The sequence below is a fragment of the Roseateles sp. AC306 genome (assembly GCF_979253795.1).
Genome location: NZ_CEEDEB010000009.1, coordinates 78175 through 93118, shown reverse-complemented (window position 1 = coordinate 93118; position 14944 = coordinate 78175). Strand labels below are relative to the sequence as shown.

The window sequence follows — 14944 nt, the reverse complement described above, 5'->3', positions numbered from 1 at the left end:
CGCCGTGTTTCCACAGGCCCTTCGATGTCCCTGATCGCCACCCTTGCTCTCGCCGTTTCCGCCGGTTCCACCCTGCCTGATTGCAGCTGGGACCGCCCGGGCGTCAACCCCTTCATGGGCGACGTGGTGGCGGCCGTGGACCGTTACCAGGACATCCCCGCCGCCACGCGCGACAAGCTCAAGGCGCGCATGAAGGCGCGCAGCTACGACGACATCGCCCTCATCGAGCGCGACACGATCAAGGGCCAGGCCAGCTACGCGCCGGAGATCCGCGACATGCACTTCGGCCCCGGCGCCGTCTGCAAGACGGTGACACGCGCCAGGTGGACGGCCAAGACCCAGGAGCGCGGCCTTGTCTACTGCGAGGACGGCCAGTGCATCCTCGTGCCCACCGTCTGCCGCAACGTCAGCCGCATCCGCCGCCTGGAGGCCAAGCCGGCCGCCGTGGCGCCGTCCGGCGCCGCCAACGTGGCCTCAGCGACCCGCGAGGGTGAGAACACACCGCTGGAGTTTGAAGCCCCTGCCGCCGGCCCCATGGCTGCGGCGGAGCCCGACAGCTTCTCCGGCCAGTCGGGTGGCGCGTCACTGGGCAGCGGCTCGGCGCCGGCCCAGGGTGGCAGCGGCTTCGCCGGCCTCGGCGGCGGCTCGCCCGGCCCGGTGGCCGGCTCTGGCGGCGGCATGCCGCCTCTGGCCAGCCTGGGCATGCCTTTGCTGCCGCCGGGCACGGTGCGCGTGGCCGAGTCGCCCAACCTGCCCGGCATCGCGCCCGCAGTGCCCGAACCGGGCACGTGGGCCATGATCGTCAGCGGCCTGCTTGTGATCGGCTTTCGCGCCCGTCAGCGCCGCCGCTGATCAACGCCTGAGCAGCGGCGCCAGGTAGCGCCCGGTGTGGCTGGCCTCGCAGGCCGCCACATCTTCCGGCGTGCCGGCCACCAGCAGCTGGCCGCCGCCGGCGCCGCCTTCCGGGCCCATGTCGATGAGCCAGTCGGCCGTCTTGATGACGTCCAGGTTGTGCTCGATCACGACGATGGTGTTGCCCGCGTCGCGGAGCTGGTGCAGCACCTTCAGCAGCAGCGCGATGTCGGCGAAGTGCAGGCCGGTGGTGGGCTCGTCCAGGATGTAGAGCGTGCGGCCGGTGTCGCGCTTGCTCAGCTCCAGCGCCAGCTTGACGCGCTGGGCCTCGCCGCCGGACAGCGTCGTGGCGCTCTGGCCCAGCTTCACATAGCCCAGGCCCACGTCAAGCAGCGTCTGCAGCTTGCGTGCGAGCGCGGGCACGGCGTTGAACAGGTTGAAGGCATCCTCCACCGTCATGTTCAGCACGTCGGTGATGTTCTTGCCTTTGTAGAGCACCTCCAGCGTCTCGCGGTTGTAGCGCCGGCCCTGGCAGACGTCGCAGGGCACGTAGACGTCGGGCAGGAAGTGCATCTCCACCTTCAGCACGCCGTCGCCCTGGCAGGCCTCGCAGCGGCCACCGGCGACGTTGAAGCTGAAGCGCCCCGGGCCGTAGCCACGTTCGCGCGCCGTGTTCATCTCGGCGAACAGCTCGCGGATCGGCGTGAACAGGCCCGTGTAGGTCGCCGGGTTGGAGCGCGGCGTGCGGCCGATGGGGCTCTGGTCGACGTTGATGACCTTGTCGAAAGCGTCCAGGCCCTCGATCTCGTCGTAGGCGGCCGGATCGGCGTGGCTGTTGTAGAGCTTCTTGGCGACGGCGGCGTAGAGCGTGTCGTTGACCAGCGTGCTCTTGCCCGAACCCGACACGCCGGTCACGCAGGTCAGTACGCCGACGGGGATGTCGACCGTGACGCCCTTCAGGTTGTTGCCGCGCGCGTTGACGATGCGCAGCCTCGGCTGGCCCTCGGCGACCTTGTGGCGCTGCGTGGGCACCTCGATGCGCGCCGCGCCGCTGAGGTAGCGGCCGGTCAGCGAGTTGGGGTCAGCCGCCACCTGGGCGGGCGTGCCCTGCGACATGATGTGGCCGCCATGCACGCCAGCACCGGGGCCGAGGTCCAGCACCCAGTCGGCGGCGCGGATGGCGTCTTCGTCATGTTCAACAACGAGCACCGAATTGCCGAGGTCGCGCAGGCGCCGCAGCGTGGCGATCAGCCGGTCGTTGTCGCGCTGATGCAGGCCGATGCTGGGCTCGTCGAGCACATACATGACGCCGGTCAGCCCGGAGCCGATCTGCGAGGCCAGGCGAATGCGCTGGGCCTCGCCGCCGGACAGCGTGTCGGCGCTGCGGTCCAGGCTGAGGTAGTTCAGGCCCACGTCGTTCAGGAAGCGCAGCCGTGACGCGATCTCGCGCACGACCTTGTCGCCGATGTCGGCCTTGTTGCCCTTGAGCTTGAGCGTCTCGAAGTAGTCCAGGCATTCGCGCAACGTCGAATGCTCGACCTCGAAGATCGGCCGGCCCTTGACGCCGGGCGGCGCGTCGGCCGGCTGCAGCACCACGTTGCGTGCCTCGCGGCGCAGGCGCGAGCCCTCGCAGGCCGTGCAGGGCTTGGCGGCCATGTAGCGGGCCAGGTCCTCGCGCACGGCCGCCGAGTCGGTCTCCTTGAAGCGACGCTGCAGGTTGGGCAGGATGCCTTCGAAGGGATGCTGGCGCTTGACGCTGCGCTTCTTGCCCGAAGCCGTTTCGGCCTGGTAGACGAAGCTGATGTCCTCGCTGCCCGAGCCGCGCAGCAGCACGTCCTGCGCGGCCGGCGGCAGGCTCTCCCACGGCGCCTCGACATCGAACTTGTAGTGCGCCGCGACCGACTCCAGCAGCGAGAACGTGTACGGGTTGCGGCGGTCCCAGCCCTTGACGGCGCCGCTGGCGAGCGACAGCGTCGGGAAGGCGACAACGCGGTCGGCGTCGAACACGGTGACCTGGCCCAGGCCCTCGCAGCTCGGGCAGGCGCCCACCGGTGAGTTGAACGAAAACAGGCGCGGCTCCAGCTCGGGCAGCGAGTAGGAGCAGGCCGGGCAGGCGAACTTGCTGGAGAACAGCGTCGTCTGGTCGCTGTCCATGTTCATGACGAGCGCCCGGCCTTCGGCCTGACGCAGCGCCGCCTCGAAGCTCTCGGCAAGGCGCTGGCGCAACTGATCGTGTGAATCAGCGCGCAGCTTGACACGGTCGATGACGACGTCGATGTCGTGCTTCTCGGTCTTCTTCAGCGCCGGGATCTCCGGAGCTTCCACCGTCGCGCCGTCGACGCGAAAGCGCACATAGCCCTGCGCCTGCAGCTCGGCGAACAGCTCGACGAACTCGCCCTTGCGGTCGCGCACCACCGGCGCGAGCAGCATCAGCTTGCTCTCGTCCGGCATGGCGAGCACGGCGTCCACCATCTGGCTGACGGACTGCGCCTCCAGCGGCAGGTCGTGGTCGGGGCAGAAGGGCGTGCCGGCGCGGGCGTAGAGCAGGCGCAGGTAGTCGTGGATCTCGGTGACCGTGCCAACGGTGGAACGCGGGTTGTGGCTGGTGGCCTTCTGCTCGATGGAAATCGCTGGCGACAGGCCCTCGATGATGTCCACATCGGGCTTGTCCATCAGCTGCAGGAACTGCCGCGCGTAGCTGGACAGGCTTTCTACATAGCGCCGCTGGCCTTCCGCGTACAGCGTGTCGAAGGCGAGCGACGACTTGCCGGAACCTGACAAACCGGTGATGACGACCAGCGCATGGCGCGGCAGATCAACGTCGATGTTCTTCAGGTTGTGGGTGCGCGCGCCGCGCACGCGGATGAAGCGGGATTCGGGAACTGCGGGCAAATCCGGGTGGGGCATGGCAATGTCTACAAGCGAACCGGCCATGATAGGCGGACGCTTCATCGCCGTCGCCTGCAGCTCAGCACGCGGCTCTTGCGCTTCATCGCAGCACCCTGGCGACGCACCGGTCCGTTGCCGAAACTCCTTCCATCGACACAGCAATCCCGCTGTGAAAACCCCGAAGGAAGCACCATGAAGACCACCGCTCTGATCCAGGCCGCCGCTGTTGCCGCATTTGCCTTGACCGCCTTCACGGCCAGCGCAGCGCCCCAGGAAGTGCAGAAGCTGCCCCGCGTCGTCATCACCGGCAAGGCCGTCAAGGAAGTTGCCCCCCAGGTGGCGCAATTGCCGCGCGTCGTCGTCACTGGTTATGCCGTACGTGAAGTGGCTCAGTTGCCCCGCGTGACCGTTATCGCCCGCCGCGCCTGAACTGCATGACGCTGGTCCTGAAACAACAGTTACGAGCCGAGTCGCCAGCGCAGCAGGCCGATAGCCTGAACTGCGCCGCCGAGTCGGCTTGTCTCTCGCGGCAAAAGCCGTTTCTGTGAAAGACAATCGGGCTTCTTAACGGAGCCTGCTTGTGAAAGAAGAGCTGCGCCAACGCCGGTCCTGGCTGGATGGCTTCATGGCCTATCCGGCCCCGGCAGGCCTGAGCGAAAACCAGCTTCGCGAAAACATCATCCTGCTGGACCAGGCGCTCTACGCGCTCTGGAACCTGGGCGACAACCTCCTCTTCGGCTGGACGCCCGAGGCGCGTGGCCTGCGCGCCATCGTCGCGCCCCATCCGATGCTGACGGAGTTCGCCCTGGGCGACGGCAACCTGCCTGAGGCAGAGCTGACGCGCCGCGCGCGCCTGCTCGACAAGCTGCTGTCCAACCAGGAGCACCTGGACGCCCACGCCTTCGACGCTGTCAGCGCCGCCCTGGGCGTGACGCCGCGCTTCATCGAGCTGCCCTTCGCTCCCGAGAAGGGACTGGGCCTGCCGCTGATCGCGGCCATCGCCGCGCGCTACGGCGTGCGCCTGGTGGAAGACCGCGCCGTCATCCTGTTCGACGCCGTCGGCTTCTCGCTGCTGACGCCCTTGCAGCAGGTGGTGCAGCTGAACAGCCTGTCCTGCTCGGTCAACGCGGCCTACGCCAAGCTGCTGGCCCAGGAAATCAACATCAACTTCGCCCGCACGACGACGGGTGACGGCTTCTACATCTGGAACCGCATGCGCGGCGTCGAGGCCAATGTGGAGCTGTACCAGCTGATGCAGTTCATCCTGGCCGACAACGCGCTGGCGCAGGAGCGTGCCACTCGGCCGGAGTCCGTGCCGCGCCTGCGCGCCTGCTTCCACGTCGGCTCGCACTACGAGTTCTATCAATCCGAGGGGCTCAACCCGACTTCGTTCAGCTACTTGGTGGGCCAGGTCACGATCGAGCTGGCGCGCATGGTGGAGAACGCCCAACCCGGGCAGATCCTCGTCGGCAAGTTCAACACGCTGATGCACGACGAGACGACCGGCGACGACGTGCGGATCGACAGCCTGGACTTCGTCGAGCGCACGCGCGCGCCGCTGCGCAGCCTGAACGGCCTGCGCCTGGCCGGCTCCGAGGTCGACGAGATCGCCTGCTACCTGACCGGCCGGCGCGACGCCACCGGCCTGTGGGGCATCAGCGAATACCAGATCGCCGACAAGCACGGCCTGATCCACCGCGTCTACAACGCCAAGATCAACATCCACCGCCGCAACGGCGAACCCATCTACCTCGGCCTGCGCGAGGAAGACCTGCCCCCGGACGCGCCGCGCACCGTGGCCGACACGGATTTCCAGCCACTGCCGGCCTGATCACGGCTTGACGGGCGCAGTGACCGAGACCCCTGTTCCCTTCGCTGCCGCTGGCGCCGCCAGCGCTCCCGGTGCGGCCGGCCAGCGCCGGCTGCTGACCCTGCTTTTCGTCGACCTGAGCGGCTCCACCGCCATGGCCGAGTGGATGGAGGCCGAGCATTACTCGGCCATGCTGACCGGCCTGCGCGGGCTGTACGAGCGCATCGTGCCCCACCACGGCGGCGTCATCGCGCGCATCCAGGGCGACGGCATGCTGGCCGTCTTCGGCTACCCCGACGTGCGCGAGGACGACGGCCGCCGGGCAACCGAAACCGCGCTGGAGCTGCACGCCGCCGTGCGCGGCATCATGCCGCCCGGCCCCCGCCCGGCCGACTTCCGCGGGCTGACGTTGCACAGCGGCGTCCATGCGGGCATCGTCCTCGTCAACGAGGGCGACCAGATGCGCGGCCGCTTCGAGCTGCTGGGCAATGCGCCCAACATCGCCGCCCGCCTGTCCGAGGCGGCACGCGCCGACGAGATCATCGCCAGCGAGGAAAGCCTGGGCCTGCAGAGCCAGTTCTTCGAGACCGGCCCGCGCTTCACCCTGCAGCTGCGCGGCCGCGCCACGCCGCTGGCGGCCTACCGCGTGCTCGGTCGGGCCGCCGTGGGGCGGCGTTTCGAGGCCAGCGTGCGCCGCGGCCTGGCGCCCTTCGTCGGCCGAGAGCTGGAGCTGGCCGCGCTGGAGGCGGGGCTGGCCCGCACGCTGGCGGGCCAGACGCTGTGGCTGGGCCTGCGCGCCGGCGCGGGCGTGGGCAAGACCCGGCTCACCGAGGAGTTCCTGCGCCACGCCGAGGACCAGTCCGACCGGCCCTGCCGCATCCACCGGGGCTACTGCGAGAGCTACCTCAGCGCCGAGCCGCTGCAGCCCTTCCTGCAGATGCTGCGCGGCATGGAGGGCATGGCCGACGCCCCTGCCGAGCTGTTGGCCGCCCAGCAGAGCGCCCCCGCGCAGCGGGCCAACGCCCTGCTCGACCTGCTGCTGGCGCTGGCCCGGCGCACGCCCCAGCTCGTCTTCATCGACGATCTGCAATGGGCCGACGACGCCTCGCTGCGCCTGCTGCACCAGCTGCGCACCGCCTGTTCGCGACAGGGCCTGCCATTGCTGCTGCTCACCGCCAGCCGCCCGCAACCGGCCACCGGCCTGCCCGGCGCGCACGACGACGACGCCCAGCACCTCATCGAGCTGCCGCCGCTGACCGAGTGCGAGTCCGCCCGCGCCGTGCACCAGTTGCTGCCTAAGGGCGACCCCTTCATCGCCGCCGAGGTGCAGCGCCACGCCGGCGGCAACCCGCTCTTCATCGAGGAGCTTTGCCACGCGGCCGTCGATGCCGGCGACAGCTTCGTCCAGGGCCAGAGCAGCTCGGCCTGGCTGGCCGCACTGGTCGAGTCCCGCGTCGGCCGTCTGCCGGCCGACCAGGCACGGCTGGTGCGCCTGGCGGCCGTCATCGGCAACGTCATCCCCGTGTGGCTGCTGGAGGCGCTGTCCGGCTGCGGCGAGCAGCACCCCGCCGTGCGCGCCCTGGCCGCCCAGGACTTCATCTTTCCGGACCAGGCCCCCGGCCAGCTGCGCTTCAAGCACGGCATCACGCGCGACGTCGTCTACGAGGCCACGGGCCTGCACGAGCGCCAGGCCCTGCACCGGCGCATCAGCACCGAACTGGCCGCGCGCGGCGGCGCCGAGAGCCAGCTGCACGAACAGCTGGCCTACCACGCGGCGGCCGCCAACGACTGGCCCGCCGCCGGCCTGCACGCCGAGGCGGCAGGCGACGTGGCGCTGGCCGCCTCGGCACTGGACCGCGCCAAGAAGCAGTTCCGCGCCGCCCTCGCCGCGCTCGAGTTCCTGCCCGATGACGCCGGCCGGCGCCGGCGCTGGGTGGCCGTCGCCCAGCGCCTGGGCATGGCCTGCGTGTTCGACGCCTCGCGCGACGACCTGCGCGTGCTCCGGCATGCCGCCGTGCTGGCCCAGGCCGACGGCGACCCCGGACTGATCGCCCGCACCGAATACTGGCTGGCCTATGTGGGCTACGCGCTGGGCGAGACGCGTGACAGCCTGCGCCACGCGCACGCCGCCGTCGAAACCGCCCAGGCCTGCGGCGACGAAGCGCTGCTGGCCCAGCTGCCCGGCACCGTCGGCCAGCTGCAGGCGGCCGCGGCCGATTACGCCGCAGCCCTGCCCATGCTGGACCTGGCCATCGCCCGCCAGCGCATGCGCGCCAGCAAGAGCGCCGTCAACCGCATCGGCCTATCCTTCTCGCTGTGCTGCCGCGCCTATGTGCTGGCCGACCAGGGCCGCTTCCAGCAGGCTCACGAGATCTTTGCCGAGGCGCTCACGCCGTTCGACGGCAGCGGTCACGCCGTGGAAGCGAGCATGCAGGGCTGGCGGGCCGCCGTGCTGCTGTGGCAGGGCCGCTGGGCCGAAGCGCGTGACGCCGCGCTGGTGGCCCACCGCGTGGGCGCCCAGGTGCGCAGCATGTTCACCTGCGCCATGGGCCAGGCCGCCAGCGCCTACGCCGCCTGGATGCACGAGGCCGACCCGGCCGCGCTGCAGCGCGTGCGCGACGCCACCGCCTGGCTCGCGCCGCGCGGCGGCGGCCTCTACAGCAGCTTCAACCACGGCTGGCTGGCCGACATGCTGGCCGCCCAAGGCGACGCCGTCGCGGCACGGCGCCATATCGCCATGGCGCTGAAGCGAGGGCGCCAGGACGACTGGATCGGCGGGGCGATGGCCTACCGCGCAGCGGCCAGACTGGCGGCGAACGCCGGGGACGCCGCACAGGCGCGGCGCTACCTGGCGCTGGCCCGGGGCGCGGGCGAGCAGCGCCAGTCCGATCACGAGGCCGCAGTGACAGCGCTGTTGGAGGCCGAGCTGAAGCTGGACGACGGCTGGCAGGCCGCGCTGGAACGCGCAGAACGCGCATTCGAACGCATGGACATGCGCGGATTCAGCGAGCGAGCGCAACGCCTTCGTGACGCCTGACCCACGGAAGTTACGACTTCCCAGTCACCTTCGCCGGCTACGTGAAACCGTGTATCCACAGAATCAGAACGATGTTTCATAGTTGCCTTGCGATGCGCGGCAGCCTTGCTGCGCCGACCTGACGTCGCCGCGCCCCAGCGCGCGGATCGACCGGTTGCGACCTGACGTCGGCACTGGTTCCTCCCACCCCACCGCTTACGCGTCGGCGCACTCCAGGCCCGCACGTGCAAGCCGGCTGCGCGTGCCTGGATGGATACCGCGCCGCCAAAACGACAGGAGACAAACCATGAACAAGATCACTCCCCCGCCGCTGCCGACCGTCCGGTCCGCGGCTGCCGCAGGCGCGGCCGTATCGCTGCTGCTGGCCGCCTCGGCCGCTCACGCGGTCGACTGGCCCTCGGGCTATTCCAAATGCGCCGACGAAGGCGAAACCTGCAAGGCCGGCACTGCCACGCGGCCGGTGTCCTTCGGCATCAAGGACAAATGGGTCATCAAGAACCTGAGCGGCAACGTGGCCTGCACCGTGGCGACCTTCGGCTCGGACCCCAACCCTGGCATCACCAAGAAGTGCGCGGTCGGACCGGTGGGCAGCCCCGCGCCGACCCCCGCCCCGACGCCTGCGCCCACGCCGGCTCCAACCCCTGCGCCGACCCCCGCACCTTCACCGGCCCCGACGCCAGCACCTGCGCCGGCCGGCGCCAGCGGCGGCTATGCCGGCACCGTGACCGGCGGCGGCGCCAAGACCGCCGTGAACGTCAGCACGGCCGCGCAGATGCAGGCGGCCCTCAACGCCTATGACGGCAGCTCGGGCCTGGTGTTGCGCTACACGGGCACGTTCGACTTCGGCAGCATCACCGACTCTTGCGCGCAATGGCAGAAGCCGGCCGGCACCGTCGTCGAAATCAAGAACAAGAACAACGTCACCATCGAGGGCACCAACGGCTCGGCAGCCAACTTCGGCCTCGCCATCAAGGCCGCGGCGCAGAACATCATCATCCGCAACATGACCATCGGCCTGCTGCCCGGCTCCATCGACGCCATCGGCATCGAAGGCCAGAGCGGCGGCATACCGGGCTACATCTGGATCGACCACAACACGCTGTTCAGCAGCACCAAGGAGTGCAGCGGCGCGGGTGACCTGGAGTTCGACGGCCTCATCGACAGCAAGGCCGGCGCCCACCACATCACCTACTCGTACAACTACATCCACGACCACCAGAAGGTCGGCCTGATCGGCTCCAGCGACAGCGACGCCAGCGACCGCTACATCACCTTCCACCACAACCACTACAAGAACGTCACGTCCCGCCTGCCACTGCAGCGCGGCGGCTACACCCACCTCTACAACAACCTCTACAGCGGCGTGAAGACCTCGGGGGCGAACATCCGCATGGGCGGCTACTCGCTGATCGAGAACAACTGGTTCGAGAACGCACAGAACCCCGTGACCTCGCGCGACAGCTCGTCCATCGGCTACTGGCAGCTGCGTGGCAACAACATCACCAGCCCGGCGGACTTCGCGACTTACGGCATCACCTGGGTGGCCAGTGGCTCCTCGCCGTCGCGCGACGCCACCGACTGGACGACGACCGCCAACTTCCCACTCGGCATCCCCTACAGCTACTCGCCGCAGGCGCCGTCCTGCGTGAAGCAGAAGCTGCCGGCGGCGGCCGGGGCAGGGACGAACTTCGCGAAGGTCAGTTGCTGACCCAGCGACGAGCCGGCGCCCTCGCAACGCGGGCGCCGGCTTGCTCGGATCCGTTCATCCATGGTCGGAAAGAGGATGAACGCCCGGCAGGCCGCGACCTTAGGATCCGCGGCCTGCCATGACCACCCCGCTGCACGACCGCGACTTCATCATCCTCTACGCTGCGCTGGACGCAATCCGGGTGTGAGGTTTGGCGTTGCCTGTCGTCCTGTCCGCGCCGTCACCTGGGCAGCGGCTCTTTCGACGCCACTTCGGCAAGCTGGGTGTATTTGATGCGCGTGTCGAGCTGTCCATCCTTGTCGATGTCCACGTCGGCGTACTGCAGGACGCCCAGCGCGAAGTACTCCACCCGCAGCGGCTTGCCGGTGGCGGGGTTGATGTACTCGGTGGTGTCCAGAATGCCGTGCGTGAACGTGGAGCGCATATCCGGGTAAACGTCGCCATCCGTGTCGGACAGCGTCAACTCGACATTGCCGTTCTTCAGCCACTGCTTGGTCTCGAAGACGCCGTCGAAGTTGTCGTCCGACTCGGCGGACTCGATGTGCCCGCGCGCGTCGTAACGGGCCACGTAGTCGACCTTGCGATCGAGGTTGCGGTCCATCTCCATCTTGATCGGCATGCCGTTGGGGGAGAAGGTCCACCGCTCGTCGAGCTCGCCGTCGCGGTTGTAGTCGATGCCGTCCGTGCGGGCCGGTACCCGGTACATCGCGTAGGTGGCCGCCACACCGATGACCAGTCCCAGCGCGAGGCCGGCCCAGCCGCGCGACTTGCGACCCGGCGCGTCCGCAGCTCGGGGAGTCGACTCGACCTGCGTCGTTTCCCAGCGGTCGATGACGGCACGCGCTGCCGCATGGTCTTCTTCCGCCACCGCCAGCCGCACCAAGCCGCTGGCCGGAATCTCGCCCACCGCGCCTTGCAGTGACTCGCCGTGGATGTGCGCGGTGATGCCTTCCTGCTTCAACAGGTCCACCAGCATGTGGGCTTCAATGGCGCTGGCTGCTTCGTAAAGAGTCTTCATGTCTTGTTGAATGGTTGTACGGCGATCAATGCCAGCCCAGCTTCACACCGCCAACGCCACCACCGTCGGCGCCCCGGTGAACCGCATCACACCCGCATCCAGCACCGCCGCGACCACACCCAGCATCACCCCCATGCCCATGCCATAGCCCGAGCAGGCGTGCGGCGGCGGGCCTTGGGGGTCGGCGCGGTCGCCGCCGAAGGCGACGTGGTGGCGCAAGGGGTCTTGCTGCGTGGCCGAGCCCAGGCCGACGATGACGACGCGGCCCTGCTCCACATTCACGGCGCCGAGCCTGTGCGCCACGCGGGCCTTGCGCCAGATCTGGAAGGGCGTGGGGCGCTGGTTGAGCGTTGCGACCATCGTCGGGCGCAGGCGGGCGACGGCCTCGGCGTAGGGGCGCAGGCCGGTCTGCGCATCCGGCTTCACCTCGTTCCACTGCGGCTGCAGCTCCCAAAGCTTGCGCGTCTGCACCCAGGCGGCCAGCACGGTCAACAGGTTGGCGTGGGTGGTGGGCGGGAAGCCCAGCATGATGCCGGCCAGCGTGCGTGCGGGCAGGTCGGGCGCCGCGTCGGGCACCGCCTTGGCGGCGGCGACGATCTTCTGCGCCAGCGGCGGCAGTTGCGCACCGGGTTCGGCCAGCCAGGCCTCGACGCCAGCCAGGAAGCGCTTTCCGGCGGCGCGGCCTTCGGACTTGACGGCATCGGTCGGGTAGGGGCCGAAGACGTGGCGTGACACCTTGAACAGGTCGCGCGGGCAACGCGGCGCCACGCCGTGCGCGGGAGCTTCGGCATGGAACTCGGTGCCCCAGATGTGGCGACCGTCGGGCTGGCCGAACCAGAGCTGGCAGAGCTTGGCCAGCACGCCTTCGCTGAGGCGCTCGAAGTCCAGCGGCGTGTCGGTGGGCAGGTCCTTGGGCTTCTGGCTTTCCGGGAAGGCGGCCAGCAGTTCGCGCGCCTCCTTCTTCAGCTGCGCCAGGCCCGCCTTGGCGACCTGGTAGGCCGTGGCATAGCACTGCGCCTCGCTGTAGGCCTCGATGGCGGCGTTGATGGCTGGGGCCTGCTCGCGGTGGCCGGTGTCGTCGTCCAGGCCCAGGTAGCCCACGCCGATGGAGTCGTGCATGCGCTCGCCGTAGCCGCTGTTGGAGTAGCGGTCGGGGGCGTTCCTCAGCACCTCGCAGACGCGCTCGGCCGCACCCACCAGCACGCCATAGGCCGTGTCGACGACACCACCCGGCTGGGCGCGCACCCAGGCCCAGGCGCTGTCGCGGGTGGTGGTGTCTTCCAGCCAGCGCTGCCAGGCGACCATGTCCTGCGGGTCGGGCGCGCGCTCGGGCACCGGCGTGGGCGCCGGCAGCGGCAGGGCCAGCTCGACCAGGCCCGGCAGCGACTTCAGCGCGGCGATGGACGGCACGTAGAAATAGGCGCCCCATTGCAGCGTGACGAAGGGCTCGGGGCCAAGGTCGATCTCGTAGGGCTTGCCGGCATGCTCGAACGGGAACAGACGCGGGCCGGCGCTGCCGTCGACAACGCCGAGCAGTGGATCGCTCTGCGCCGAGTAGCCGCCGCTGGCATTGCCGCCGGCCACCCAGCGCTGCACCACCTCGAACTGCTCGGCCAGGTGGGCGTTGTAGGCCATGAAGACCAGGCCGCGGTCGTCGTCGTCCGGTGCGTCGGCATGCACGGGCGCGCCGTAGCTCATGCCGCGCCGCAGTATGCGCGGCATGCGGCTCTTCGCGAACGCGGTGCCCGCCAGGTCGCGCGGGTTGACGCGACGGATGTGCGAGTGGAAGGGGCAGGCCGAACCCTGAGCGTCCTTGGCATAGTTGAAGTCGTTGGTGGTGTCGGGCGCGTCAGGTGACGCCAGCGGGCGGCCGTCCTGGAAACGGCCCATGAGCTTGGCCAGCACGAGGTCATGGTCCACGCCGATCTTCCTGGCTTCCTGATACGTGCGGCGGCTGAAGCGGCCGGTGTACTGGCGCAGCTTGCGCACGACGAGAAAGCTGCCACGGTCCAGCAGCGCGTCGGGTTGCTCGGGCACGGCGTAGCCCTTGTCTCGCTCGGTCGGGAAGCCCTGCAACACCTCGCCCGTCTTGACCCTGTCGTCCCACGACTGCCCCGAGGCGTCGCCGCCCAGCACGGGCTGGCTGATGCCGTCCCTGAAACCAAAGTGCTCCTTGTCGGCGGCGTTGCTGCGCATCGGCTCGATGGCCATCAGCGCCAGGCCGGTGCCCACGGTCAGCGCATCGGCCAGCGCACGCAGGCGCTGCTCGTCGGCCGCTGTGAAGTTCTCGCCCGGCTCGGCGGCGGGGAAGCGCAGCTGCACCAGCACATGGGCGTTGGCCGGGTCGATGCGGTCGATGCCGTTGACGTGGGCGCTAAGCACCCAGTGCGCCGGGTGGTTGTGGCGCACGTCGCCCAGCAGGCCGGCGCGCGCGGCCATGCCCTCCTTGAAGGCCTGCGGGAAGCGCTCCAGCCGCGCGGCCGGGATGCCCAGCGCCTTCAGGCCAGCCAGCGTCAGCGCCACCTGGCGCCAGACGTTCAGCTGTGCGGCGTCCTCGTTGTCGCGCTGCACGGGCGCGGTGCTGAGCCAGGCGACGGCTTGAGACGGCTGGGCCACGCGCAGCAGCACCAGGCCGCCGCGGTTGCCGGGCGGCTTGGTCAGCAGGCAGCACTGCAGGTCGCCTGGCTTGAGCGACAGCTCGCGCGCCCGCACCACGGGCTCCGGCAGCGCCTGCTCAAACCAGCCCAGCATCTCGTAATGGCGCTGGCGCAGCGCGCCACCGGGCGTCTTGCCGCCGTCATTGGGGAACTGCCTGGCCGTGTCCAGCTCCTTCAGCTCGAACAGCACGTCGTGCGTGGCACGCAGCAGGCAGGCGCGGTCGCTCGCCTGCGCGCCGAAGAAGCGCTGCAGCGTGAAGAGGCCCGCCAGCGGCACCAGGCCGCGCGCGGCCATCGCAAAGCGCTCCTTGTCGCCGGTGGGCAACGGCGCCGTCTCGCCCGAGGCCGGCGCGCGCAGACGGTTGAAGGCCAGCTCGTTGGCGCGGCCGCGCTGGGCGGCCTCCAGCCTGGCGAGGTATTCACCGTCACCCACGCTGCGGCCGGACTCGATGAACAAAAAGTCCGCCGACACCTCGTGCGCCCGCACCCAGCGCGCATAGGTCTCGAAGCTGCAGTCGCGCGACAGCGTGTAGCCCTCGGTGTGGCAGAGCATCAGGTCCAGCGTGGAGCCGAGCTGATCCCAGATGACCCGCATGTACGGCTCCCAGCCGCCGTCAAAGTTGACGCTGAGCAGCAGGCGGTCGGGTGCGCCATTTGCAGGATCGGCGCCGTCGACGATGCTCCAGCGGAACGAGTGGACGATGCGCCAGCGGGCGACGATGTCGGTGTAGGGCGAGGCCGGCGCGCTCGACTCGCGCGAGCCCAGGCGCAAACCGTTCAGCGTGCGCAGCACCTTGCGCAGCCGGTCGACATAGGTGAGCACTTCGAGTGCGTCGACAAAGCCTGGCTTGATGTCTGCCAGCAGGTTCAGGTCCGTGATGCCGCCCAGCTGGACGTCGTTGCCGCGTGCCATATTGGTCTCTCCCTAAAAAACGAGCGCGCGCAGTATGCGGCCCGGCATGGAGCGGCATCC

At 69.6% G+C, this 14944-nt stretch carries 8 protein-coding genes; 5 read left to right on the top strand and 3 right to left on the bottom strand.

Annotation, left to right across the window (positions count from 1 at the left end):
- Nucleotides 1-24: 24 nt before the first annotated feature.
- A complete protein-coding gene (locus AC0IZJ_RS17855) occupies nt 25-852 on the top strand; it encodes an MHFG family PEP-CTERM protein (RefSeq protein WP_471852453.1) in 828 nt (275 codons plus the stop codon).
- Here the strand turns inward: AC0IZJ_RS17855 and uvrA are convergent, their stop codons facing one another.
- Entirely contained in the window at nt 853-3759 is a 2907-nt protein-coding gene (gene uvrA / locus AC0IZJ_RS17850; RefSeq protein ID WP_471852708.1) for an excinuclease ABC subunit UvrA, read from the bottom strand.
- A 174-nt stretch (nt 3760-3933) separates the two neighbouring features.
- Here uvrA and AC0IZJ_RS17845 point away from each other — a divergent pair, with 174 nt between their 5' ends.
- The 4 genes from AC0IZJ_RS17845 to AC0IZJ_RS17830 all read left to right on the top strand — a co-directional run bounded on the left by AC0IZJ_RS17845 (nt 3934) and on the right by AC0IZJ_RS17830 (nt 10296).
- Nucleotides 3934-4170, top strand: coding sequence for a hypothetical protein (locus tag AC0IZJ_RS17845; protein WP_471852450.1), 237 nt, complete (start codon nt 3934-3936; stop codon nt 4168-4170).
- A gap of 151 nt (nt 4171-4321) precedes the next feature.
- The gene (locus tag AC0IZJ_RS17840; RefSeq protein ID WP_471852448.1) at nt 4322-5572 is read left to right on the top strand and encodes a hypothetical protein; all 1251 of its coding nucleotides are present in this window, start codon (nt 4322-4324) and stop codon (nt 5570-5572) included.
- Nucleotides 5573-5591: 19 nt separating this feature from the next.
- Nucleotides 5592-8588 (top strand): ATP-binding protein, encoded by a 2997-nt coding sequence (locus AC0IZJ_RS17835; RefSeq protein WP_471852446.1) that lies wholly within the window; start codon nt 5592-5594, stop codon nt 8586-8588.
- A gap of 286 nt (nt 8589-8874) precedes the next feature.
- Nucleotides 8875-10296: a pectate lyase family protein gene (locus tag AC0IZJ_RS17830; RefSeq protein ID WP_471852443.1), complete on the top strand. Its 1422-nt coding sequence runs from the start codon at nt 8875-8877 to the stop codon at nt 10294-10296.
- A 220-nt stretch (nt 10297-10516) separates the two neighbouring features.
- Here AC0IZJ_RS17830 and AC0IZJ_RS17825 read toward each other — a convergent pair whose 3' ends face one another.
- The gene (locus AC0IZJ_RS17825; RefSeq protein ID WP_471852442.1) at nt 10517-11314 is read right to left on the bottom strand and encodes a putative signal transducing protein; all 798 of its coding nucleotides are present in this window, start codon (nt 11312-11314) and stop codon (nt 10517-10519) included.
- 42 nt (nt 11315-11356) lie between these two features.
- The gene (locus tag AC0IZJ_RS17820; protein WP_471852440.1) at nt 11357-14884 is read right to left on the bottom strand and encodes a hypothetical protein; all 3528 of its coding nucleotides are present in this window, start codon (nt 14882-14884) and stop codon (nt 11357-11359) included.
- Nucleotides 14885-14944: the final 60 nt, after the last annotated feature.